Here is a 23,626-nt window from a genome sequence, read left to right on the forward strand (position 1 = left end):
GTGGTGGGCACCGCGAAGCGGGCGGGGCAGGCGCGGCTGCCGTCAACGTCAGGTCAGGCTACTTAACGTCCTCGTCGACCCAGTCCATGGACTTGGTGACTGCCTTCTTCCAGAGACGCAGCTGGCGCTCCTGCTCCTCTGCCGGCAACTGCGGCTCCCAGCGCTTGTCTTCGTTCCAGTTGGCGCTCAGTTCGCCCAGGTCCTTCCAGAAGCCGACAGCCAGACCGGCCGCATAGGCAGCACCGAGAGCCGTGGTTTCGACGACCTTCGGGCGAACCACAGGCACGCCGAGAATGTCCGCCTGGAACTGCATGAGTGCCTCGTTGGCGACCATGCCGCCGTCGACCTTAAGCTCGGTGAGCGGAACGCCCGAGTCGGCGTTGACGGCGTCGAGCACCTCACGGGTCTGGAAGGCGGTGGCTTCCAGCGCCGCACGGGCGATGTGGCCCTTGTTGGCGAAACGTGTCAGGCCAACGATGGCGCCACGCGCATCCGCACGCCAGTAGGGGGCGAAGAGGCCGGAGAACGCAGGAACGATGTAGACGCCTCCGTTGTCCTTCACCGCGGCGGCGAGTTCCTCAACTTCCGGCGCGGAGCTGATCATGCCCAGGTTGTCGCGAAGCCACTGGATCAAGGAACCGGTGACGGCGATGGAACCCTCGAGGGCGTAGTGCGGCTTGGCGTCACCCAGCTTGTAGCCGAGGGTGGTGAGAAGACCGTTCTTGGAGTGGACAATGTCCTCGCCGGTGTTGAAGATCAGGAAGCAGCCCGTGCCGTAGGTGTTCTTCGCTTCACCGGCCTGGAATGCCGCCTGACCGAAGGTAGCTGCCTGCTGGTCGCCCAGGATTCCGGCCACGGGGGTCTCGCGGAGCAACTGCGAGGTGTGGACATGGCCGTAGACCTCGGAGGAGGACTTGATGGTGGGCATCATGGAAGCCGGAACACCGAAGACGTCCAGGATCTCCTGGTCCCACTGCAATGTTTCAAGGTCCATGAACAGGGTCCGGGAAGCGTTGGTGACGTCCGTGACGTGCACGCCGCCGTCGACACCGCCGGTCAGGTTCCAGAGGACCCACGCGTCGGTGTTCCCGAAGAGAAGGTCGCCTGCCTCGGCTTTTTCACGGGCACCGTCGACGTTGTCCAGAATCCACTTGATCTTGGTTCCGGAGAAGTATGTGGCCAGGGGAAGGCCAACCTTCTGCTTGAACCGCTCAAGCCCGCCGTCCTGTGCCAGCTCGTCAACGATCGGCTGGGTGCGGGTGTCCTGCCAGACAATCGCATTGTAGACGGCCTCACCGGTGTTTTTGTCCCAGACAACCGCGGTTTCACGCTGGTTGGTAATGCCGACGGCGGCAATGTCGTGCCGCGTCAGGTTCGCCTTTGACAGTGCTGAGGCGATGACCTCGCGCGTGTTGTTCCAGATCTCTGCGGGGTTGTGCTCAACCCAGCCCGCCTGCGGGAAGATCTGCTCGTGTTCCATTTGGCCGGTGGACACAATGTTGCCCGAGTGGTCGAAGACGATGGCGCGCGAGCTGGTGGTGCCCTGATCAATGGCGATGACGTATTGATTCATGGTGACGTCCTTGTCTGGTGTTGTTGGTTAATCAGTGATGGTCTGAAGTGTGCGGATAAGGGAGATTGTTGTGGGCAGGGTCAGCCTGCAAGCGCAGGCATGATGCCGGGTACCAGCAGCCCAACGAGCCCGGCCAAGGTACCGCCAACCAACGGTCCAACCACCGGAATCCAGGAGTACGCCCAGTCGCTGGAGCCCTTGCCCTTGATGGGAAGGACGGCGTGTGCGATGCGGGGGCCGAGGTCACGTGCGGGGTTGATGGCGTAACCGGTGGGACCGCCGAGGGACACGCCGATACCAACAACGAGCAGCGCTACGGCCAGCGGGCCGAGGCCGGAGGGGGTTCCTCCGAAGGTCAGGATGACAAAGACCAGGACGAACGTGCCGATGATTTCGGTGATGAGGTTCCAGGGGGTGGAGCGGATGGCCGGGCCGGTGGAGAAAGTGCCCAACTTGTTTGCCGCCAAGGGCTCTTCATCGAAGTGCTGCTTGTAGGCGAGCCAGCAGACCACCGCGCCAAGGAAAGCACCAAGCAGTTCACCGCCGAAATAGGTCAGGGTCGAGCCGAACGTTACGGCCACGTCGGGCGCGTACTCCGCCTTTCCATTGACCAACAGGCCCAAGGTGACTGCCGGGTTCAGGTGCGCACCGGACTTGGCGGCCACGAAAACGCCCGCGAAGACCGCAATACCCCAGCCCCACGTCACCATCAAGAATCCAGCGTTGTTGCCCTTGGTGCCTTTGAGCGCAACGTTGGCCACGACGCCACAACCCAGCAGGGTGAGCATCATGGTTCCGAATACTTCGGAAAGGAAAACAATTCCAAGAGACATCTTTGACTCCTCTATTTTCTGTTGTCAGCCTCATCGCGGGTGAAGAGGCTGTTGGGACGGTTCCGTTGTCTCCGGAACCGCCCCGGTGTGGTGGGCCCCTGTCGGGCCCACCTACCCCATTCCGTCCCTGCCGCGCTCCGGGACGGTCAAGCTGTTTCCGCTGCCGGCCTCAGGCCACCAGGCTGTGGACGTCAACCTTGTGGAAGCGTTGCAGGACATCCTGCGCGTGCTGGATTTCGGCTTCACGGGTTGCTGCATCCCAGCCAAGCGGCTCGGCAAGGGCCGCGGCGATCTCATTGAGAAGCTCCCCGGTCACCAGGCCACGGAAGGCAAGTGACGTCCGTCGGATCAGGACATCGACCAGGTGCCCGATCTGCTCGTGCTCGGCCATGAAGGCCAGTTCGCGAACGCTGAGTTCGCGGGTTGACCGCAGCGGCTGATCCTGGCCGGCGTTGAGGTACTCAATGACCTCTTCCGCACGAGTCCCGTAACGGGTCAGCAGGACGGCAACCCGGTCGGCATCCAGGCCCGGGCCCATGTGATTCTTGATCCATTCCTGTTCGCCCTGTTCCGTATCCGGGAAGCCGGCACCTCCGCCGATGGCGAGTTTCGCCGTCGAGACTTTGCGCTCCATGCCCAGTTCGCGGAGGACATCATTGGTCATGTGTTCAGCCAACGCACGGAAGGTTGTCCACTTGCCGCCTACCAGGCTGAGTACGACGGCGGCCTTGCCGCCTGGTGTTGTCACGGCGTCGTCACCGGTGCGGACGTTACGTTCGATGCGGTAGTCCCGGGAAACGAAACCCGGCTGGGTTTCATCGTGGCGGGGCAAGGGACGAACGCCGGCGAAGCTGTAGACGATCTGGTCACGCTCCACCTTGATGGTGGGGAACACATGGCCAACGAGGTCGAAGAAGTAGTCGATTTCTTCTTCCGTGCAGACGGCGTCTTCGGACATGTCGGCGTCGACATCGGTGGTACCGACCAGCACGCGGTCTCCCATCGGGTAGATCAGCACAATGCGGCCGTCGGTGTGCTCGAAGAAGATCTCCCGGCCGTTGCACGCGGCAAGGAGTTCGGGGTGGTCCAGGACAATGTGGGAACCCTTGGTGCCGCCCATGAACTTGCTCACAGCGCCCATGGCCTGGTTGGTGAGGTCAACCCATGCGCCGGTGGTGTTGACGATGACGTCTGCCTGGAAGTCGAATTCCTTGCCGGTCAGCTCGTCACGGAGCCGGACCCCGTTGGTACCCATGGATACGAGCGAGACGTAGTTGCTGGCGCGGGCAGTGCCTCCGGGAAGCCCACCCCCGCGGCCGGCCTTCTCGCCGTCCTGCAGGACGTCCAGGGTCAGACGCTCGGGGTTGTGGACTGATGCATCAAAGTAGGTGGCTGCGTACTTGATTCCGGAGTGCAGCTTGGGAAGTTCAGCCAAGGCCTTTGTCCGGCCGCGGAACTGGTGGCGCGGAACGCTGCCACCGTCGCGGGAGAAGAAGTCGTACATGCTCAGGCCCACCTTGATGAGGAACGCGCCGCGCTCCTTGGGCTTGCCCTGTTTGTGGGTAAGGAAACGCGTGGGCGCGGAAAGGATGCCGGAGAAAGTGCTGAAGATCGGGATGGTGGTCTGCAACGGCTTGACGTAGTGCGGGGCGATGCGCAGGAGTCGGTTGCGTTCGACCACGGATTCCTGGACCAGGCGGAATTCGCCGTTCTCGAGATAGCGGATGCCGCCGTGGATCATGTGGGAGGAAGCGCCGCTGGCGCCTTGGCAGAAATCACCGCGTTCAACAAGGGCGACGTCGACGCCCTGGAGCGCGAGGTCGCGGAACGTTCCGACACCATTGATGCCACCGCCGATAATGAGGACCTTCGCCGTGGGCCGCTCCTGCAGTGCAACGACGGAGTCACGCTGCTGTGCGTGCTGTGAAGTACCGGAATTCCTGTTGTGTCCCAAAACTGCTCCCTTGGGCTTGGTTCGTGCGCCGCGCCACTCGCTGCTGCACCGTTCACCACTAATCTTGCGAAGGTGGAAAATGGAGTCAAGCTATTTGCACAAACGTGCAGTAAGGAAATGAGATGGCACGATCACGTCACTCGGATGCGCTCCGGGCTGCACAGATGTACTACCTGCAGGATCTGACCATGGATGCGATCGCCCGCGAGCTGCGGACGTCCCGGTCCACAGTGTCCCGGCTGTTGTCCTCAGCCCGCGAGACAGGCCTGGTGCAGGTCCAGATTCGAAGTCCGTTCGATACCGGTCCTGAGCTTGAGAGCCAGATCAGGAACCAGTACGGCGTGGACGTCCACGTCGTTCCGGTGCTGGACACCTTGAATGAAGCGGAGACCTTGGACCGCGTCGCCATGCAGGCTGCCAGGACCATAGGGCCCTTGGTGGATTCGAATGCAATCATCGGCGTTGCCTGGGGCGCCACGCTCAGCGCCGTCAGCCGTCACCTCACCCGCAAGGTGACCCATGACAGTATCGTGGTCCAGCTCAACGGTGCCGGAAACATGCAAACGACCGGCATTACCTACGCCAGCGACATCATGCGGCGCTTCGGCAGTGCCTACGGAGCGAGGGTTGAACAGTTCCCGGTTCCCGCCTTTTTCGACCACGCCGCCACGAAGACCGCCATGTGGAATGAGCGCAGCGTTCAAAGAATCCTTGATCTGCAGGCACGCATGAGCATAGCTATTTTCGGAGTCGGATCCGTTGATTCGGACTACCCGAGCCACGTGTATGCCGGCGGCTACCTGGATGAACGCGACCTCTCCATGCTGGCAGCGGACGACGTGGTGGGCGACGTGGCGACTGTGTTCTTCCGGAGTGACGGCTCCTCGGACGGCATCACGCTGAACGAGCGCTCCACAGGACCCAGCCACGAACAGTTGCGGCAGGTCCGGCGCAGGATCTGCGTGGTGTCGGGCGCCTCCAAGATCAACGGATTGCAGGGAGCCCTGGCTGCGGGTTTGGCCACCGACCTCATCCTGGACGAAGCTTCCGCGCGACGCCTGGTCAGTTTCAATGGCCACTCCTGAAGCATTCGTGCAGGAAATGGGTAGAGTCTTTGCTATGAGATTCCCGGTCCGGCTGACATTGAACAACGGCGTACAAATGGAACGCTTGGGATACGGGCTCTACAAGGTACCGCCCAAAGACGCCGAAGCTTTGGTTGCGACCGCTCTGGGCGAGGGCTACCGGCGTTTCGACACAGCAGCGATGTACGGCAATGAGGTGGGCGTCGGCCGAGCGCTCGGCGGCGCCATTGGCGATGCTGCCCGGGCGAACGGCGGCACGGGTGGTTCAGGGGAATCCGTGCACGCCCTTTCCCGTGAGGACCTGTTCGTGACCACCAAGGTCTGGAACGACGACCAAGGCTATGAGTCCACACTCCGGGCCTTCGACACCTCGATTGCGAACCTCGGGCTTGACTACGTGGATCTTTACCTCATCCACTGGCCGTGCGCCGGACGCGGACTTTTTACGGAGACATACAAGGCGTTGGAAACCCGCTATCGCGAGGGCAAAGTAAGGGCGATCGGGGTATCGAACTTCCAGCCCGGCCATCTCGACGAACTGATGCAAAAAGCCGAAGTCGTCCCGGCAGTAAACCAGATCGAGCTGCACCCCTGGCTGCAGCAAAGCAGATTACGGACACTCCACCAGCAGCTGGGAATAGCCACTGAGGCGTGGAGTCCCCTCGGCCGCGGGCAGGTCCTGGCCGACCCTGCCATCATCTCGCTCGCCGAAAAGCATGGAAAAACTCCTGCCCAGGTCATCATCCGGTGGCATCTCCAACTGGGAAACCTCGTCATCCCCAAAGCGAGCTCTGCGGGACGGATCAAGGAAAACTTCAACGTATTCGATTTTGAGCTGGATCCCTCCGACATGGACGGCATGGCAGGACTCGAACGACACCATCGAACCGGCTCACACCCGGACAACGTGAACTAGGGAATACCTCCATGCAAAAAGTGGACACCGCGCACTCCCCCGAGGGCTCGCAGGCCCCCAATGGATTCTTCAGTGAAGCCCTCGCCGGACGGACTACCGCTTCGGATATCGAAGTCGACGGCAGCACGGTCGCCTACTGGACGTACGAACCAGCCAAGGCCACGTCCACGACCCGCACCATCCTGGTCATCCATGGCTTCAGGGGAGACCATCACGGTCTATTGCGCGTAGTGGACCAGCTTCCGGAAATGCGCATCATTATGCCCGACCTGCCGGCGTTCGGAAGCTCGGAGCCGTTCGTGGATGATGAACACACCGTTGAGCGCTACGGGCAATTCATCTCCAGCTTCATGACCGCGCTCGGCTTGGGTCCCAGGACCGTCCTGCTGGGCCACTCCTTCGGTTCGATCGTGGCCAGCCACTTCGCTGCTTCGCATCCCGAAGCCATCTACCCGTTGATCCTGATCAACCCCATTGCCGCTCCGGCCCTGGAAGGTCCCAAGGGCATCATGACCAAGCTTGCCGTGCTGTACTACCAGGCATCCGCCAGGCTTCCCCGCCGAGTGGGACTCGCTGTCCTCCGAAACCGCTTGATCGTCCGCGTCATGAGCATCACCATGGCAAAGACCAAGGACAAAGCACTCCGCCGCTTCATCCACGGCCAGCACGATGCCTACTTCAGCGCCTTCGCGGACAGGAAAAGCCTGCTCGAATCCTTCAAGGCGTCGGTCTCGGGCAACGTAGCAGAAGTAGCCGAACAACTGAAGCTCCCGGTCCTTCTCGTCGCCGGGGAAAAGGATGAGATCGCCACCCTTCCGAACCAGCACAAGCTGATGGAGCGGCTGCCGGACGCAACGCTGGAAGTGATTCCCGACGTCGGGCATTTGATCCACTACGAAACCCCGGCCCCCGCAGCAGCAGCGATCCGCACCTTCCTGGAGGAACACCCCGCGTGAAAATTGTCATCGACGCCCGCTTTACCAGAACGGACCACCACGATGGCATCAGCCGCTACGGTTCCAGCCTCATAGCCGCCACGTCAAAACTCGCGGACGTCACCATGCTGGTCAGCGACAAGCGCCAACTCGCCCTGCTGCCTGACGTTCCGTATGTGATGGTCAACAGCCCCCTTTCCCCACTGGAGCTGTTCGTTGCCCGGAAGGTCAACCCCCTGGGCGCCGATGTGGTGGTCTGCCCGATGCAGACCATGGGCACGTTGGGGCGCAAGTACGGACTGGTTCTCACCCTCCACGACCTCATCTACTACGAACACCCCGCTCCCCCGGGTTTCCTTCCCGCCCCGGTCCGCCTCCTGTGGCGGCTGTACCACAAGGCTTTCTGGCCCCAACGGTTGCTCTTGAACCGGGCCGATATCGTCGCCACCATCAGCCACACCACCGAAGCCCTGATGGCCAAATACAGGCTGACCAAGCGGCCGGTCCGGATTGTGGGTAATGCTCCGCAGCCAGGACAAACACCACGGGATCCGGCAGCAGGTGCCGACAAGACCCTGCTGTACATGGGCTCGTTCATGCCCTACAAGAACGTGGAAACCATGATCCGGGGAATGGCCGGGTTGCCGGAATTTACGTTGCACCTGTTGAGCCGCATCACTGCGGACCGCCGGGCAGAACTGGAAGCCATCGTTCCCGCCGGCGCCAAGGTCATCTTCCACAACGGTGTAACCGACGCCGAATACGACGACCTCCTGCTCCGGGCAACCGCACTGATCAGCCTTTCGCGCGCTGAAGGATACGGGCTGCCGCTGGTGGAGGCCATGGCCCTCGGTACCCCGGTGATTGCCAGCGATATCCCGATCTTCAGGGAGGTCGGTGGCGAGGCCGTCAGTTACGTTGATCCTGAATCGCCCACTGACTTCTCTGCTGCAGTAACCGCCCTCGGTGACGGGGAATTGTGGCAGCAGCGGTCCCGCATTTCGGTGGAACGGGCATCGAAGTTCAACTGGGACGAGTCGGCACGGCAACTTCTCGCCGCGGCTGAAGAAGTCGTCAACCTGCGCCGGCGCAAGTCTCGGTTGTACTGAGTCCGGCACCTTGGCGCCTAGAGGACGTCGACACCGTCCAGGCGCAGCTGCACCGGCCCGGCCGTGCGCTTGGCAGCGTTCGCGGCTTTGACAGCACGCATGGCGCGAGTCGTTTCTGCGGCTTCGGCATACGGAATGAAGTACAGCGTCCTGACATCAGCATCGGCTTCTTCGGCCGCAGAGGGGGACGTGCCGGTGAACAATTGCACCGGGGCCGGTCCAGCGCTGCGGAGTTTGGCGCCGGAGGCCAGCGGAGCGCTGGCCTCGAAAGCCTCGGAGAAATGCCCGACGTCGGCCCTTGAGCCGGTGACGGAAGCCACTCGGACCGCGGGCGGTAGCTGGAGCTCTCTGCGCAACGCGAGCTCCCTGGAGGCATATCCTGCAGCGTCCCAGCGCAAAAGTGCGCCCGTGGCCGCGGTGTCATCCGCGGTGATCACTACCAGTCCGCCTTGGCCGGAAGGCTTCACGAGGGAAGCGGCATTGAACCAGCGGCGAACGGTGTCCTCCCCCGCACGCAGGTTTTCCCGTCGAAGCAAGGAATTGCCGTCGAGCAACAGGGCTGCGGCATATCCGGCGGGAGCAACCGGCTCTGCGCCGACCGTGGCCACCACCAAGGCAGGAGTATCGGGGACCATGGCTTTGATGTTCTCGCCGGACGAGGTGACCACCGGCTTGCCGGGGAACGCCCGGCCCAGCTCCTCCGCGGTCCTCATGACACCTGCGGCTCCCCGGCGCAGCCTGGTTCCGTTGCAGTGCGTGCAGCGCCACTGAGGAGCCGGTGTGGAGCACCAGCGGCACGCCGGCATGGCCGAACTGCTGGAGACCGCCAACGGCCCCTGGCAGGCGTTGCAGCGGGCCAGCTCACGGCATGTCTCACACACCAAGGACGGCGCGTATCCCGCGCGGGCCACTTGCACCAGGACGGGGCCGCGCTCCAGGCCTTCTTTGGCCGCCCGCCATGCCGCACCCGGCAAACGGGCGATCCGGGCCAGGGGGTCGCGTTCCTGCTCAAAGCTGTCAGCGGTGTTGAGGACGCGCGGCACCGTGGAGCGGACTGTGGTGCGGGGCGCTTCGATCGGCGCCGCCCACTGCATTTCCACCAGTCGCTGCAACTCTGTGCTGCGGCTGTGGGAGGCCATGAGGCAAGCCGCGCCCTCCTGCTCGGCCCGGAGCAACAACACCTCACGGGAATGGGCGTAGGGAGCGCGTTGCTCGATGTGGAGGTCGTCGCCGTCATCCCAGCACACCACCAGGCCCAGATCCTTGACCGGTGCGTAGGCAGCAGAGCGGGTGCCGATAGCCACCCCGGCCGCACCGCTCAGGAGCCGCAGGAAATTCCGGTAACGGGGCGTTTGCCCATCGTCCGCGGTGAGCCTGGCTACGTCAGACGACGGCAGGACCTTGGCCAGGGCGGACTCCAACTGCTCAAGGTCGCGGTAGTCCGGAACCACCACCACCGCGCCCCGTCCGGAGGAGCGGACTGTGGCTACAGCTGATGCGACCAGGGCCGCCCAGCCAGCCGCTCCGAAACCCTGGAGGGCCGTCAGGACAGCCTTGGGCGAACCGCCACTGGCGAGGTGCTGCAGATAGGACTTGCCGTTGGAGTACGCCGCCCAGGCGTGAGCGTCCGTGAACGGCTTCAGCTCCGCGACATCGGCGTCCAAATCCCCGGCCAGAAGTTCCTTCTCCACCTTGGCCACACGGGGAGGCACAGCTGTCCGGAGAACGTCGCTCAGGGTACCTGCGTAGCGTGCAGCCACGGTGGCCGCCAACTCGGAGACGGCTGGGGTCAGGACCGCTACCGGGGACACAACCTTATGCAAGGCTATGAGCGGGTGGGCCGCATCCGAGGACCCCCGGCGCTCGATGATGTAGCCGTTGAGTTCCTGGCCGTTGAACTTCACCTTCACCCGGACGCCTGGAGAAGCCGCATCAGCGAGTTCGGCGGGAACGCTGTAGTCAAAGGGCCTGTCCAAATGGGGCAGGGATGACTCCAGGATGACGCGCGCTACCGGATTCGACGCAGCCAGCGGAGGTCCATTGGCCGGCATCCGGTCGGGGAAACCCTGCAACAGCGAGGGTTGGAGCAACGATGGCTGGACATCGTGTGCTGCCATGCCCGTCACCTCCAACTCATCACACGGAAGACCGCTTCACTGTCAACGAGAGATGCCCGCAGCGGGATTGACCCGCTGCGGGCATCTCTCTGGCTAAAGCCAATCACGAACCACCGACAAAACAACATCGAGGCAGTCCGCGGGACACATCAGGCGTTGAAGTATTCCTTCAGGTCCGCAACGCGGTCCAGCCGCTCCCAGGTGAAGTCGGGCTCATCCCGTCCGAAGTGGCCGTGTGCAGCAGTCTTGGCGTAGATGGGCCGCTTGAGGTCCAGGGCATCGATGATGGCGCGGGGACGGAGATCAAAGAGTTCGTCGATCGCTTCGCTGATGCGGGCAGGGTCCACAGTCTCCGTGCCGAAGGTCTCAACGTAGGTACCCACGGGCCGGGCCTGGCCAATGGCGTAGGCGATCTGGATCTCGGCGCGCTTGGCAAGACCGGCAGCCACGACGTTCTTGGCGACCCAACGCATGGCGTAGGCAGCAGAACGGTCCACCTTCGACGGATCCTTGCCGGAGAACGCACCGCCACCGTGGCGGGAGAATCCGCCGTAGGTGTCCACGATGATCTTGCGCCCGGTCAGACCGGCATCCCCGACGGGGCCGCCGATGACGAAAGCGCCTGCAGGGTTCAGGATGTTGGCCGTGCGGGAGAGGTCAAGGTTTGACGCTGCCAGCACGGGTTCGATGACGTAGCTTGCGAGGTCCGCGCGGAGCTGATCTAGGCTTGCTTCCTCAGCGTGCTGGCTGGAGATCACAACGGTTTCAACGGAAACCGGCCGGTCGCCGTCGTACCCTACCGTCACCTGGGTCTTGCCGTCGGGCCGCAGGTAGGCAAGTTCGCCGTTCTTGCGGACTTCGGTCAGACGCTCCGAAAGGCGGTGCGCCAACCAGATGGGAGTCGGCATGTAGGACGCCGTTTCATCGCTGGCGTAACCGAACATGATGCCTTGGTCGCCGGCACCCTGGAGGTCGTAGTCGTCCTCCTGGCGTCCTTCACGGGCCTCAAGCGAGTTGAAGACCCCGCCCGCGATGTCGTTGGACTGCTGGCCGATCGAGACCGAAACGCCACAGCGGGCGCCGTCGAAACCGTTGGCCGAGGAGTCATAGCCGATTCCGAGTATGGTCTCACGGACGATCTGCGGAATTTCGACGTAAGCATCAGTGGTGACCTCGCCGGCCACATGCACCAAGCCGGTTGTGGCCATGGTCTCAACGGCCACGCGGGATTCAGGATCCGCGGCCAGCAACGCGTCAAGAATGGAGTCGCTGATCTGGTCGCAGATCTTGTCCGGGTGCCCTTCAGTAACCGACTCGGAAGTGAAGAGGCGGAGCTTGGACGGGGTGCCATGGTGTTCATGGTGCAGCGGTAAAGTCACTCGACCACCTTACTGGGTTGCGGGATCACGTGATCTGCCGTGTGTCCCTTTGCGAAGAATTCAGGCGTGGGCTCAGTCACATGGCCGGGAAGACCTGTGCGAGTTCGGCGCCAACCCGGTCAATCACTGCGGCGGCGACGTCTGTCTTGGACCCGGCAGCGGACTGCGGCTCAGCGCCATGGCCGGAAAGGATGACCACAGAGTTGTCGTCCTGCCCGAAGACCCGGCCAACACCCACCTGATTGACAACGAGGAGGTCGCAGCCCTTGCGTTTGAGTTTGGCTGCCGCATGCTCCAGTACATCGCCCTGCGCGTCCCCGGTTTCCGCCGCAAAGCCGACAATCAACTGCCGGCCGCCTTCAGCGGTCCGCCTCTGGACAAGCTCGCGCAGGATGTCAGGATTCCGGACCAGGCGCACAACAGGTGCGTCCTCGCCGTCGACCTTCTTGATTTTTGTGTCCGAAACCTCAGCCGGACGGAAATCCGCAACCGCCGCAGCCATGATGACGACGTCGGAATCCACTGCTGCTTTCAGCGCGGCCTCGCGCAGTTCCAGGGCTGACTCAACGCGGACAAGCTCGACGCCGGCCGGCGGCTCTACGTCCATGTGCGCGGCCAGGAAACGGACTTTGGCGCCGGCGGCCAAGGCAGCGGCGGCCAAGGCAGCGCCCTGCTTGCCCGAGGAACGGTTGCCCAGGAACCTGACCGGGTCCAGGGCTTCCCTGGTTCCACCGGCGGAAATCGTAACTGTCCTGCCCACGAGTGATGCGTGCGTCGCCGACGTCGGTGGGGCACTATCCGACGTACCGGAGGCCTCTGCCAAGGCAATGGCCGCAGCAAAGATGGCGTCCGGCTCCGGGAGCCTGCCCGGACCCGAATCGGCACCCGTGAGTCGCCCGGAAGCAGGTTCCAGAACCGTTGCTCCCCGGCTGCGCAACGTTTCCACATTGGCTTGGGTCGCCGCGTGCTGCCACATTTCGGTGTGCATCGCGGGCGCGAAGAGTACCGGGCCATGGGCCATCAGCAGGGTGTTGGTGAGGAGGTCGTTTGCTTGCCCGGTGGCCGCCCGGGCCAGGAGATCGGCGGTGGCGGGAGCAATGACAATCAGGTCGGCTTGGTGCCCCAGGCGCACATGGTTGACCTTGTCGACGTCGTCGAAGACGCTGTTGCTCACCGGGTTGCCGGAGAGGGCCTCCCACGTGGCAACCCCGACAAAACGGGTGGCTGCTTCCGTGGGAATGACCGTCACCTGATGGCCGGCTTCAGTAAAAAGCCGGAGGAGCGATGCAACCTTGTAGGCTGCAATCCCTCCCCCGACTCCGAGGACTATGCGCACGTGACCTCCGTCAACAGGCAGTCTGCTTTATTCTGCGGGCTCGATCGGCGTGGAAACCAGAAGGCCTTCGTTGATCTCGCGGAGGGCGATCGAGAGCGACTTCTCGTTCAGCTTGGTGTCAACCAAGGGACCGACGTACTCGAACAGGCCCTCGTGCAGCTGGGCGTAGTAAGCGTTGATCTGGCGGGCACGCTTGGCGCCGAAGATCACCAGGCCGTACTTGGAATCGGCAGCCTCAAGCAGCGAATCGATCGGCGGGTTGATGATGCCTTCAAGGTTCGTGGACACGAATTCTCCAAATTCTAGCGGGCCAACAAACAGGCGCTTTAGCGCCCGTGCGGGGTAAGCCCCATGAGTGAAACAAGCTCGTCCGCTGCCCGGCGAACGTCGTCATTAATGACGGTGTGGTCAAACTCCGGTTCAGCAGCAAGTTCCAGTTTAGCGGTTTCCAGCCTCCGCTGCTGTTCCTCCGCGGTTTCCGTGCCGCGGCCAACCAGCCGGCGGACCATTTCGTCCCAGCTGGGCGGGGCCAGGAAGACGAAGTTGGCGTCGGGCACAGCCGCCTTGACCTGCCGCGCCCCCTGGAGGTCGATCTCGAGGAGGACGGACTTACCTTCGGCGATCGCAGCGTTGACGGTGCTGCGAAGGGTGCCGTAGCGGTTCTGGCCGTGAACTACGGCCCACTCCAGCAGTTCGCCGTCGGCTACCAGGGCATCGAACTCTTCGGCTGACTTGAAGAAGTAATGGACACCATCCTTTTCACCCGGACGGGCGGCCCTGGTGGTGGCTGAAACCGAAAGCCAAACCTCTGGATAGTTGTCCCTGATGTACGTGGATACGGTTCCTTTGCCAACGGCAGTGGGGCCTGCAAGGACGGTCAGTCCAGGATTCTTGCTCACGGATTCCTTCGGGGAGATGCGTCAAACGCTTTGTTGGGTATCCATAAAATCTACCAGCGCCCGGGCCTGGTGGATTCCCAACCCCCTGATACGCCGGGATCCGGCAATGCCGATATCCGCCATGATCCCGGCCGCCCGGACGGGACCAATCCCCGGCAGGGCTTCCAGCAACTCCACCACACGCATGCGCGCGATCGCTTCGTCAGTGGCGCCTGAGGAGATCAACTCCGCGATGCTCACTTCTCCACGCTTCAGCCGCTCCTTGGCCGCGGCCCGCACGGCCCGGGCCTTGGCAGCCTTTTCCAACGCATCGGCACGCTCTTGCGGTGTCAGCTCTTTCAGGCCCACTGCCGAACCCCTGTCAGATCGAGTTTGTGATGCAGATCACGCGACTGATCCTGAACCTACCGCCAGGGGCGCAGTTGCGCAATGCGTTGGACCAACGCGGGGTCACTTATGGCCGGTAGTCAGCCCCATCATGGGCCAAAAGTGACCCCGCGTTGCCTCAGGAACGAAGCCCGGCCAGGGTCTCCCCGGCTGCGGCGCGCAAAGCCGGAATGGACGGACCTGCTGCCAGGATTCCCCGGCTGGAGGTGGCCAGGACCTGCGGATACGCGTCAGCGAAGGTCGCACGGAGGTCGGCAGGCGTCGCGCCCTGGGCTCCGAGTCCCGGCGCAAGGATAGCTCCGCGGACCGGGCCAAGCTCGATGCCCAGATCTGTCAGGGCCGAGCCGATAGTGGCACCGACCACCAGGCCCACCGATCCCAGTGCACCCTCATAACGCTGGTTCTCCGCAGCGGCTGCGGCCACGATCCTGCGGGCCACGGAGTGTTCGCCTCCGACGTGCTGAACCGACTTTCCCTCGGGGTTCGATGTCAGCGCAAGCACGAACACCCCCCGGCCGTTCCGGGCTGCAAGATCCAGGGCGGGACGCAGCGACTCAAATCCCAGGTACGGACTCAACGTCACCGAATCCGCAGCCAACGACGACCCATCCCGCAGCCAGGCATCCGCGTAGGCCGCCATGGTGGAACCGATATCGCCACGCTTGGCATCAGCAATGCTGAGCACCCCGGCGTCCGCTGAGGCCGCAAGCGTTCGTTCCAGCACAGCCATGCCGGCCGAACCGTGGCGTTCGTACAGCGCCACCTGCGGCTTCACCGCGGCAGCGAGGGAAGCCACCGCCTCAACCACCGAGAGCGAGAAGCGCTCCAGCCCCTCGACGTCGTCGTTCAAACCCCAGTCCGCCAGGAGCTGCGGGTGCGGATCAATCCCGACGCACAGCGGACCGCGGGAGGCCATGGCGGCAGCCAGCCGGGAGCCGAAAGACTCCCGGACCGGCTGCTGCGCCTGCTGTGATGCTGCAGTCTCAGGCATGTGCGGCTTCCATGGCTGCCGACAGGTTGGCTGCGTGCTCCTGCAGGCTGGTCACCGACCATTCATAGGTCCGCAGGGCCTCGATCGCCTGAACTGCCGCGTTGAACTCAGCAACGGTGGTGATGCATGGAATGCCGATGGAGGTCGCTGCGGCGCGGAGTTCGTATCCATCGCTGCGGGCTTCGCCACCGGAAGGCGTGTTGAAGACCATGTCGATCTCACCGGCGATTACGAGGTCCGCGATGGTTCCCTCACCTTCGGCGCTGCTTCCCTCGGCAACCTTGCGGACCGGAGTCGCCTGGATGCCGTTGCGGCGCAGGACGTCGGCGGTGCCACCGGTGGAGACGATCTCGAAGCCAAGGTCCGAGAGCCGCTTGACGCCCATGATCACCGAACGCTTGTCCCGGTTGGCCACGGAAACGAAGATCTTGCCTTCGGTAGGCAGCGCGTTGTTGGCTGCTGCCTGGCTCTTGGCGAAGGCGGTATCGAAGTGCTTGTCGATACCCATGACTTCACCGGTGGAGCGCATTTCCGGGCCGAGCAAGGAGTCGACGACCTTGCCTTCCGGCGTACGGAAGCGGCTGAACGGCAGCACGGCTTCCTTCACGGCAACCGGAGCATCCAGCGGCAGCGTTGAGCCGTCGCCGCTTTCCGGCAGCATCTTGTACGCGCTGCGGAGCTGGTTGATGGTGACGCCGGTACCGATCAAGGCAGCGGCCTTGGCCATCTGCACGCCCGTTGCCTTGGAGACGAACGGAACGGTACGGGAGGCGCGGGGGTTTGCTTCCAGGACGTACAGGACGTCGGAGGCAAGGGCGAACTGGATGTTGATGAGGCCACGTACGCCCACGCCTTCGGCGATCGCACGGGTTGCCGTCCGGACGCGCTCGATCACGTTGTTGCCAAGGGTGATCGGAGGCAGGACACACGCGGAGTCACCGGAGTGGATACCGGCCTCTTCGATGTGCTCCATGATGCCGCCGAGGTACATGTCGGTGCCGTCGAAGAGGGCATCGACATCGATCTCCACCGCGTCTTCAAGGAAGCGGTCGATCAAGACCGGGTGATCCGGGGTGATCTCGGTGGCGTTCGCGATGTAGCGGGAAAGGTTTGCTTCGTCGTAGACGATCTCCATGCCGCGGCCGCCCAGCACGTAGGACGGGCGGACCAGCACGGGGTAGCCGATTTCGTCGGCGATCTTCTTGGCGTCCTCGAAGGAAACGGCGGTGCCGTTCTTCGGGGAGGTCAGGCCGGCCTCGTCCAGGACCCGGGCGAAGGCGCCACGGTGTTCGGCGAGGTCGATCGCTTCCGGCGAGGTGCCCAGGATGGGAACACCTGCGTCGGCAAGCTGCTGTGCCAGCTTCAAGGGGGTTTGGCCGCCAAGCTGCACGAAGACGCCCATGACGCCGCCCGTGCGCTCCTCCGCAGCGATGACCTCGAGGACGTCCTCAAGGGTCAGCGGTTCGAAGTACAGACGCGTGGAAACGTCGTAGTCCGTGGACACAGTCTCCGGGTTGCAGTTGACCATGACGGTCTCGTAGCCGGCCTTGCGCAAGGCCATGGAAGCGTGGACGCAGGAGTAGTCGAACTCGATGCCCTGGCCGATGCGGTTGGGGCCGGAGCCGAGGATGATGACGGAGGGCTTGGAGTGCAGGCCTACTTCGTCCTCCTCATCGTAGGAGGAGTAGTGGTACGGGGTGTAGGCGGCGAATTCGGCGGCGCAGGTGTCCACCGTCTTGTAGACCGGGCGGATGCCCAGGGCCTGGCGAACACCGCGGACCACGGCCTCGTTGTTGTGCGTCAAGGCACCGATCTGCTCGTCGGAGAAGCCGTGGCGCTTGGCGTTGCGCAGCATTTCCTCGGTGAGAACGCCGGCCTTGCGGATTTCCTGGGCAGTCTCATTGAGCAGCTGGAGCTGGTCCAGGAACCAGGGGTCGATCTTGGTGGCTTCGAAAAGGTCCTCAACGGTGGCACCGCCAAGGAGGGCCCGCTGTACCTGGTGCAGACGCTCCGTGGTAGGCCGCTTGGCCTTCTCGATGAGCTCTGCCACTTCGTATTCCGGGACGGAGCTGAAGTCCAGCTGGGAGCCCTTCTGCTCCAATGAACGCAGGGCCTTCTGCAGGGCCTCGGTGAAGTTGCGTCCCATGGCCATCGCTTCGCCCACCGACTTCATGGTGGTGGTCAGCGTGTTGTCTGCTGCCGGGAACTTCTCGAAAGCGAAGCGCGGAACCTTGACTACCACGTAGTCAAGGGTCGGCTCGAAGGAAGCCGGGGTCTTCTGGGTGATGTCGTTCGGAATCTCGTCCAGGGTGTATCCCAGGGAGAGCTTCGTGGCGATCTTGGCGATGGCAAAACCGGTTGCCTTCGAGGCCAGCGCCGAGGAGCGGGAAACGCGCGGGTTCATTTCGATGACCACCACACGGCCCGTGGCGGGGTCGATGGCGAACTGGATGTTGCAGCCACCGGTGTCGACGCCGACTTCGCGGATAACCGCGATGGAGACGTCGCGCAGCTTCTGGTACTCGCGGTCCGTCAGGGTCAAGGCAGGAGCAACCGTGATGGAGTCGCCGGTGTGCACACCGACGGGGTCGAAGTTCTCGATGGAACAGACGACAACGACGTTGTCGTTCTTGTCGCGCATCATCTCGAGTTCGTATTCTTTCCAGCCGAGGATGCTCTCCTCAAGCAGGACCTCGGTGGTGGGGCTGTACTGGAGGCCCTGGCCGACGATGCGGCGGAGGTCGTCCTCGTTGTACGCGAGGCCGGAACCCAGCCCGCCCATGGTGAAGGACGGCCGGACCACCATGGGGTAGCCCAGGTCTTCGGCTGCCTTGAAAGCTTCATCCATGGTGTGGATGATGTGGCTGCGTGCCGACTCGGCGCCGCAACGCTCCACGACGCCCTTGAACTTCTCGCGGTCCTCGCCGAGTTCGATGGCGGCGATGTTGGCACCGATGAGTTCGACGTTGTACTTCTCCAGTACGCCGTTCTTATCCAGGGCGATGGCCGTGTTCAGGGCCGTCTGGCCACCAAGGGTGGGCAGGATGGCGTCCGGGCGCTCCTTGGCGATGATCTTCTCCACCACCTCAGGGGTGATGGGTTCAACGTAGGTGGCATCGGCGAACTCGGGGTCCGTCATGATGGTGGCCGGGTTCGAGTTGACCAGGATGACCCGGAGGCCCTCCTCCTTCAGGACCCGGAGGGCCTGGGTGCCGGAGTAGTCGAACTCGGCCGCCTGGCCAATGACGATAGGACCGGAACCGATGACAAGGACGCTCTTGAGATCTGTACGCTTGGGCATTACTTCTTGTCCTCAGTCTTGGAGTCGTTGTTCTTTGCGGGAGCGGCGGCTTTGGTATCGGCCATGAGGTCGATGAAGCGGTCGAAGAGGTACGCGGCGTCGTGCGGGCCGGCGGCTGCCTCCGGGTGGTACTGGACCGAGAAGGCCGGGATGTCGAGGCAGGCGAGGCCTTCGACGACGTCGTCGTTCAGCGAGACGTGGCTGACCTCCACACGGCCGTAACGCTCCTCCGGCGCCACCGTGGATCCGTTCAGCGGCGCGTCCACTGCGAAGCCGTGGTTCTGGGAGGTGATTTCCACCTTCCCGGTACGGCGGTCCATCACGGGCTGGTTGATGCCGCGGTGGCCATAGCGGAGCTTGTACGTGCCAAAGCCCAGGGCGCGGCCCAGGATCTGGTTGCCGAAGCAGATTCCGAAGTACGGCAGCTTCTCGTCCAGCACCGAACGCAGCAGGGAAACCTGGTGGTCGGCAGTGGCGGGGTCGCCGGGGCCGTTGGACATGAAGAAGCCATCGGGCTTGACCGCGTTCACGTCCTCAAGCGTGGACGTGGCAGGCAGGACGTGCACGCGCACGCCGCGCTCGGCGAAACGCACGGGAGTCATTGCCTTGATGCCGAGGTCCACAGCGGCGATGGAGAAGCGGGGTTCGCCTTCCCAGCCGTGGTCCTTGGGTTCGACCACGTAGGCCTCGTCGATGGAGACTTCCTCGGCAAGGGCTGCGCCCTCCATGGGCGCGCTGGCCAGGACGGCGTCCAACAATTCCTTGTCGGTGGCCCGGGCGGCCTCGCCGGAGAAGATACCGGCCCGCATGGTCTTGTGCTCGCGGAGGTGGCGCGTGATGGCACGGGTGTCCACGCCCTGGATGCCCACGATGCCCTGTTCGACGAGTTCCTCGTCCAGGCTTCGCTCCGAGCGCCAGTTGGAAGGCCGGCGCGCGGCATCACGGACAATGTACCCGGCCACCCAGATGCGGCGGGATTCAGCGTCTTCGCTGTTGACCCCGGTGTTGCCGATGTGCGGCGCAGTCTGGACGACCAGCTGGCGGGCGTACGAGGGGTCGGTGATGGTCTCCTGGTAGCCGGTCATGCCGGTGGCGAAGACGGCCTCTCCCAGTGCGGTTCCCTGGGCGCCGTAGCTGCGGCCGCGGAACATGCGGCCGTCTTCGAGCACCAGTACTGCTGCGGAGGGGGTGGTTTTGGTGGCTGCGTTACTTTCCGTCACTTTATTACTTTCCACTATCGGCATCTGCCTGAGGGGCTGCGGAGATCAATTCCTGGAGGGCTTCAAGGAGGAGCTTCTTGTCGGCTGAGTGCCGGGACCGGAATCCGGTATCGAGTTCCCGGGCGCCAAGCCTCCAGCTGATGACAAGGAGGCCGTCTTTTTCGACGAACTTCCCGGCCATGCCGTTGGCTTCGCGGCTGTCCACGAGGGACCGCCGCGGGATGAAGACGGGGGCGGCACCGGAGCGGTCGAACAACACGCCTTCGGCGTGGATGCTCAGTTCCGCGTTGGTCCGGATGCCCAGGCCCTGGGCCGCTATGCGGTCGAGCCAGTCGCCCGCCGTCGTGGTGGTCACGTACTGGCCATCAGCGACGACGCTCGCCGGCGTCAGCTGTTCCGGCACCGCAGGCAGACGTTCGACGTCGGCTTGTCGCCTCAGCCGGTTCCGCCACCCGAGCCAGATCATCACCAGTACGGCAACGATCAGCGGCACCGTGGTGAGCACAGTCAATGTCTGGTTGCTCATCAGTTGCTGACTGCCGGGTGCTGGTAGGGCGTGTTGAGCCGGCCGTCGAGGACCGTGGGGTGGCCCTTGAAGAAGGTAGCCACCACGGATCCGGGCAGCTCTTTGCCCTTGAACGGTGAATTGCGGCCCATGGTTGCCATCTTATGGGGGTCGACCGTCCAACGCGCAGCCGGGTCCACCAGGATGACGTTGGCCGGCTCGCCAACTTCCAGCGGACGGCCTTGGTCGGCCACGCGGCCGATGACGGCGGGGGTGAACGAGGTGACCCTTGCGAAGTCGGCCCAGGTCATGAGGCCGGTTTCGATCATGGTTTCCTGAACCACCGAGAGCGCCGTTTCAAGGCCCGTCATGCCCATGGCCGCCTGCGCCCACTCGCACTCCTTGTGCTCGCTGGGGTGCGGGGCGTGGTCGGTTCCGACGACGTCGATGGTGCCGTCGGCCAGTCCTTCACGCAGGGCCTGCACATCGGCATCCGTGCGCAGCGGCGGGTTGACCTTGTAGACGGGGTCGTAGCTGCGGACCAATTCGTCCGTCAGGAGCAAGTGGTGCGGGGTCACTTCGGCGGTGACGTTGATGCCACGGGCCTTCGCCCAGCGCACGATCTCAACAGACCCGGCAGTGGAAACGTGGCACACATGCAGCCGGGACCCGACGTGCTGGGTAAGCAGGACGTCTCGGGCAATGATGCTTTCCTCGGCAACGGCCGGCCAGCCGGTCAGTCCCAGGACTGCGGAGACTGTGCCCTCGTTCATCTGTGCCCCGGCGGTAAGGCGGGGTTCCTGCGCGTGCTGGGCCACGACGCCGTCGAACGCTTTGACGTACTCAAGCGCGCGGCGCATGAGTACCGGGTCGTGAACGCAGATGCCGTCGTCGGAGAACATCCGCACCTGCGCGCGGGAGTCGGCCATGGCGCCAAGCTCGGCGAGCTGCTCGCCGGCCAAACCCACGGTGACTGCGCCGACAGGACGCACATCGACCCAGCCGGACGCACGGCCCAGGCTGTGGACCTGCTCGACGACACCGGCGGTGTCAGCCACGGGGTTGCTGTTGGCCATGGCGTGGACGGCCGTAAAGCCACCGAGGGCAGCAGCCCGGGTGCCGGTCTCCACTGTTTCGGCGTCCTCGCGACCGGGTTCACGCAGGTGCGTGTGGACGTCCACCATGCCCGGCAGGGCCACCAGGCCCTTGCCGTCGATCACGGTGGCGCCCTCATCGGAAAGGTCCGCACCCCGGGCGGCAATTACGCCGTCTCGGATCAGCAGGTCCTGGGCCTCGCCACCGAGGACGGCGGCCCCGCGGATCAAGTAAGTGTTCTCGGCCATCAGTTGCTCTCCTTGCTGGACGGGCTTGCGAAAGCCGGTGTGACAATGTTCAGTGGGGCTGCTTCGCGGGTATCTCCGGACAGCAGCAGGTACAGGGCCGCCATGCGGACCGAAACGCCGTTTCGTACCTGCGCAAGCACGGTGGAACGGGGCGAGTCGGCGGCGGCGGATGAAATCTCCAGGCCACGGTTCATGGGGCCGGGGTGCATGATGATGGTGTCCTTCATGCCCAGGTCATCCAAGGCGCGGAGGCGGGCGTCGTCGAAGCCCCAGCGGCGCGAATATTCACGGGTGGACGGGAAGAACGAGGCGTTCATCCGCTCACCCTGGACGCGCAGCATCATCATGGCGTCAATACCGGACTGGAGCGTTTCGTCCAGGTTGTAGCTGACCTTGCAGGGCCAGTGCTCGACGCCGATGGGCAGCAGGGTGGGTGGCGCAACCAAGGTGACCTCGGCACCCAGGGTCTTCAGCAGCCAGACGTTGGAGCGGGCCACGCGCGAGTGCAGCACGTCCCCCGCAATGGCGACCCGCATGCCTGCCAGGTCCGCTCCCGTGGATGCGACTCCGTTGAGCTTCGACCAGTGCCTGCGCATGGTGAAGGCGTCCAAAAGTGCCTGTGTCGGGTGCTCGTGAGTACCGTCGCCGGCGTTGATCACCGCGGCATCGATCCAGTCCGTAGCGGCCAGGCGGTGCGGCGCGCCCGAAGCCCAGTGGCGGATGACGACGGCGTCCGCGCCCATGGCCGCGAGGGTCTGCGCGGTGTCCTTGAGGGACTCGCCCTTGGATACGGAGGATCCCTTGGCTGCGAAGTTGATGACATCGGCGGACAAGCGCTTGGCCGCCGCTTCAAAGGAGATCCGGGTTCGCGTGGAGTCCTCGAAGAATAGGTTCACTACGGTGCGGCCGCGGAGCGCGGGGAGCTTCTTGACCTCGCGGTCCCCCACTTCGGACATCTCTTCCGCGGTGTCCAGGATGCGGATGGCGTCGGATGCGACCAGGTTTTCCGTGGAAAGAAGGTGCTTCACTTGCCCGCCTCGATTACTACCTCGTTGACGGGTGTGCCATCTACGGAATCAGTTTCCTCGAGGTGTACCCGGACTTTTTCCGCAGAGGAGGTCGGCAGGTTCTTACCCACGTGGTCGGCGCGGATGGGAAGTTCGCGGTGGCCCCTGTCTACCAGGACCGCAAGGCGGACGATGCGTGGACGGCCGAGATCGACAAGGGCGTCCAGGGCTGCACGGATGGTGCGTCCCGAGTAGAGGACGTCGTCAATGAGCACAACAACCTTGTTGTCGATGCCGGACAGCGGAAGCCGGGTGTGGTGCGGAGGCCGGGTGGGCTGGTGGGAGAGGTCGTCACGGAACATGGTGACGTCCAGCTGGCCGACAATGGCCCCGGCGTTAACCGTGGGGTCGGCTGCGGCGATCTTATTGGCGAGCCGCACGGCCAGCGGATAACCGCGGCTGGGAATGCCCAACAGAACCAGGTCCTGCGAGCCTTTGTTGGCTTCGAGGATCTCGTGGGCGATACGAGTAAGCGCACGATCGATATCCGCCTGGTTGAGGACAACCCGCGACGGCACGTGCGCAGAAGTGACTTCAGTCATCGCTCGTCTCCCCTTTCCCCGCCTCACGGGACGGAATTAAAAAAGGAATATTTGCTCTCCAAAAGTATCACAGCGGCCATGGGACGACCGCGCGGGTCCTTGGCAGGTGGGTGAGTTTAAGCTCACATTTCCGA

The 23,626-nt window shown here is 63.8% G+C and carries 20 protein-coding genes; 4 read left to right on the forward strand and 16 right to left on the reverse strand.

Going from position 1 to position 23,626, the window contains the following annotated elements:
- Nucleotides 1–58: 58 nt before the first annotated feature.
- The 3 genes from glpK to HMI60_RS03710 form a co-directional block, all read right to left on the reverse strand.
- The gene (glpK, locus tag HMI60_RS03700) at nucleotides 59–1,573 is read right to left on the reverse strand and encodes a glycerol kinase GlpK (protein WP_055975914.1); all 1,515 of its coding nucleotides are present in this window, start codon (nucleotides 1,571–1,573) and stop codon (nucleotides 59–61) included.
- A gap of 80 nt (nucleotides 1,574–1,653) precedes the next feature.
- On the reverse strand, nucleotides 1,654–2,406 hold the full coding sequence (locus tag HMI60_RS03705; RefSeq protein ID WP_018777716.1) for an MIP/aquaporin family protein: 753 nt from the start codon (nucleotides 2,404–2,406) through the stop codon (nucleotides 1,654–1,656).
- 169 nt (nucleotides 2,407–2,575) lie between these two features.
- Nucleotides 2,576–4,360 carry a glycerol-3-phosphate dehydrogenase/oxidase gene (locus tag HMI60_RS03710; RefSeq protein WP_193590588.1) on the reverse strand — a complete coding sequence of 595 codons (1,785 nt, stop codon included), beginning with the start codon at nucleotides 4,358–4,360 and terminating at the stop codon, nucleotides 2,576–2,578.
- A 122-nt stretch (nucleotides 4,361–4,482) separates the two neighbouring features.
- Here HMI60_RS03710 and HMI60_RS03715 point away from each other — a divergent pair, with 122 nt between their 5' ends.
- The 4 genes from HMI60_RS03715 to HMI60_RS03730 are packed head-to-tail and all read left to right on the forward strand — an operon-like array spanning nucleotide 4,483 to nucleotide 8,405.
- Nucleotides 4,483–5,445: a sugar-binding transcriptional regulator gene (locus tag HMI60_RS03715; RefSeq protein WP_018777718.1), complete on the forward strand. Its 963-nt coding sequence runs from the start codon at nucleotides 4,483–4,485 to the stop codon at nucleotides 5,443–5,445.
- 34 nt (nucleotides 5,446–5,479) lie between these two features.
- A complete protein-coding gene (locus HMI60_RS03720) occupies nucleotides 5,480–6,361 on the forward strand; it encodes an aldo/keto reductase (protein ID WP_193590589.1) in 882 nt (293 codons plus the stop codon).
- Between the two features lie 11 nt (nucleotides 6,362–6,372).
- Nucleotides 6,373–7,317, forward strand: coding sequence for an alpha/beta fold hydrolase (locus tag HMI60_RS03725; RefSeq protein WP_193590590.1), 945 nt, complete (start codon nucleotides 6,373–6,375; stop codon nucleotides 7,315–7,317).
- On the forward strand, nucleotides 7,314–8,405 hold the full coding sequence (locus HMI60_RS03730) for a glycosyltransferase family 1 protein (protein ID WP_039241667.1): 1,092 nt from the start codon (nucleotides 7,314–7,316) through the stop codon (nucleotides 8,403–8,405). The genes HMI60_RS03725 and HMI60_RS03730 overlap by 4 nt, the downstream gene beginning before the upstream one ends.
- Nucleotides 8,406–8,422: 17 nt before the next feature.
- Here the strand turns inward: HMI60_RS03730 and HMI60_RS03735 are convergent, their stop codons facing one another.
- From HMI60_RS03735 to pyrR, 13 genes are all read right to left on the reverse strand, one after another.
- Nucleotides 8,423–10,522 carry a primosomal protein N' gene (locus HMI60_RS03735; protein WP_193590591.1) on the reverse strand — a complete coding sequence of 700 codons (2,100 nt, stop codon included), beginning with the start codon at nucleotides 10,520–10,522 and terminating at the stop codon, nucleotides 8,423–8,425.
- Between the two features lie 149 nt (nucleotides 10,523–10,671).
- Entirely contained in the window at nucleotides 10,672–11,901 is a 1,230-nt protein-coding gene (gene metK, locus HMI60_RS03740; protein WP_039241670.1) for a methionine adenosyltransferase, read from the reverse strand.
- A 76-nt stretch (nucleotides 11,902–11,977) separates the two neighbouring features.
- Entirely contained in the window at nucleotides 11,978–13,237 is a 1,260-nt protein-coding gene (coaBC, locus tag HMI60_RS03745; RefSeq protein ID WP_193590592.1) for a bifunctional phosphopantothenoylcysteine decarboxylase/phosphopantothenate--cysteine ligase CoaBC, read from the reverse strand.
- Nucleotides 13,238–13,264: 27 nt separating this feature from the next.
- On the reverse strand, nucleotides 13,265–13,525 hold the full coding sequence (gene rpoZ / locus HMI60_RS03750) for a DNA-directed RNA polymerase subunit omega (protein WP_017197559.1): 261 nt from the start codon (nucleotides 13,523–13,525) through the stop codon (nucleotides 13,265–13,267).
- A 38-nt stretch (nucleotides 13,526–13,563) separates the two neighbouring features.
- Nucleotides 13,564–14,136, reverse strand: a complete 573-nt coding sequence (gmk, locus tag HMI60_RS03755) for a guanylate kinase (RefSeq protein ID WP_018777725.1) — start codon at nucleotides 14,134–14,136, stop codon at nucleotides 13,564–13,566.
- A gap of 21 nt (nucleotides 14,137–14,157) precedes the next feature.
- Nucleotides 14,158–14,484: an integration host factor, actinobacterial type gene (gene mihF / locus HMI60_RS03760; RefSeq protein WP_039241672.1), complete on the reverse strand. Its 327-nt coding sequence runs from the start codon at nucleotides 14,482–14,484 to the stop codon at nucleotides 14,158–14,160.
- 157 nt (nucleotides 14,485–14,641) lie between these two features.
- Entirely contained in the window at nucleotides 14,642–15,514 is an 873-nt protein-coding gene (pyrF, locus tag HMI60_RS03765) for an orotidine-5'-phosphate decarboxylase (protein ID WP_110504687.1), read from the reverse strand.
- Nucleotides 15,507–18,815 (reverse strand): carbamoyl-phosphate synthase large subunit, encoded by a 3,309-nt coding sequence (gene carB, locus HMI60_RS03770; protein WP_018777728.1) that lies wholly within the window; start codon nucleotides 18,813–18,815, stop codon nucleotides 15,507–15,509. Before carB ends, pyrF begins: the two co-directional genes overlap by 8 nt.
- Entirely contained in the window at nucleotides 18,815–20,059 is a 1,245-nt protein-coding gene (carA, locus tag HMI60_RS03775; RefSeq protein WP_026267162.1) for a glutamine-hydrolyzing carbamoyl-phosphate synthase small subunit, read from the reverse strand. Before carA ends, carB begins: the two co-directional genes overlap by 1 nt.
- Complete coding sequence (locus HMI60_RS03780; RefSeq protein ID WP_018777730.1) at nucleotides 20,040–20,561, reverse strand: hypothetical protein; 522 nt, start codon at nucleotides 20,559–20,561, stop codon at nucleotides 20,040–20,042. Before HMI60_RS03780 ends, carA begins: the two co-directional genes overlap by 20 nt.
- Complete coding sequence (locus HMI60_RS03785) at nucleotides 20,561–21,883, reverse strand: dihydroorotase (RefSeq protein ID WP_055975935.1); 1,323 nt, start codon at nucleotides 21,881–21,883, stop codon at nucleotides 20,561–20,563. Before HMI60_RS03785 ends, HMI60_RS03780 begins: the two co-directional genes overlap by 1 nt.
- A complete protein-coding gene (locus HMI60_RS03790; protein ID WP_193590593.1) occupies nucleotides 21,883–22,911 on the reverse strand; it encodes an aspartate carbamoyltransferase catalytic subunit in 1,029 nt (342 codons plus the stop codon). The genes HMI60_RS03785 and HMI60_RS03790 overlap by 1 nt, the downstream gene beginning before the upstream one ends.
- On the reverse strand, nucleotides 22,908–23,492 hold the full coding sequence (gene pyrR, locus HMI60_RS03795) for a bifunctional pyr operon transcriptional regulator/uracil phosphoribosyltransferase PyrR (protein ID WP_018777733.1): 585 nt from the start codon (nucleotides 23,490–23,492) through the stop codon (nucleotides 22,908–22,910). Before pyrR ends, HMI60_RS03790 begins: the two co-directional genes overlap by 4 nt.
- Nucleotides 23,493–23,626: the final 134 nt, after the last annotated feature.

It is taken from the genome of Paenarthrobacter sp. YJN-D (assembly GCF_015040335.1).
Lineage (GTDB): Bacteria > Actinomycetota > Actinomycetes > Actinomycetales > Micrococcaceae > Arthrobacter > Arthrobacter nicotinovorans.

Coding starts and splice junctions, on each gene's coding strand:
- glpK (WP_055975914.1), bottom strand. CDS start 1,573: ATGAATCAATACGTCATCGCCATTGATCAGGGCACCACCAGCTCGCGC.
- carA (WP_026267162.1), bottom strand. CDS start 20,059: ATGCCGATAGTGGAAAGTAATAAAGTGACGGAAAGTAACGCAGCCACC.
- HMI60_RS03720 (WP_193590589.1), top strand. CDS start 5,480: ATGAGATTCCCGGTCCGGCTGACATTGAACAACGGCGTACAAATGGAA.
- HMI60_RS03785 (WP_055975935.1), bottom strand. CDS start 21,883: ATGGCCGAGAACACTTACTTGATCCGCGGGGCCGCCGTCCTCGGTGGC.
- HMI60_RS03715 (WP_018777718.1), top strand. CDS start 4,483: ATGGCACGATCACGTCACTCGGATGCGCTCCGGGCTGCACAGATGTAC.
- HMI60_RS03735 (WP_193590591.1), bottom strand. CDS start 10,522: ATGGCAGCACACGATGTCCAGCCATCGTTGCTCCAACCCTCGCTGTTG.
- HMI60_RS03705 (WP_018777716.1), bottom strand. CDS start 2,406: ATGTCTCTTGGAATTGTTTTCCTTTCCGAAGTATTCGGAACCATGATG.
- pyrF (WP_110504687.1), bottom strand. CDS start 15,514: ATGCCTGAGACTGCAGCATCACAGCAGGCGCAGCAGCCGGTCCGGGAG.
- HMI60_RS03725 (WP_193590590.1), top strand. CDS start 6,373: ATGCAAAAAGTGGACACCGCGCACTCCCCCGAGGGCTCGCAGGCCCCC.
- HMI60_RS03780 (WP_018777730.1), bottom strand. CDS start 20,561: ATGAGCAACCAGACATTGACTGTGCTCACCACGGTGCCGCTGATCGTT.
- carB (WP_018777728.1), bottom strand. CDS start 18,815: ATGCCCAAGCGTACAGATCTCAAGAGCGTCCTTGTCATCGGTTCCGGT.
- pyrR (WP_018777733.1), bottom strand. CDS start 23,492: ATGACTGAAGTCACTTCTGCGCACGTGCCGTCGCGGGTTGTCCTCAAC.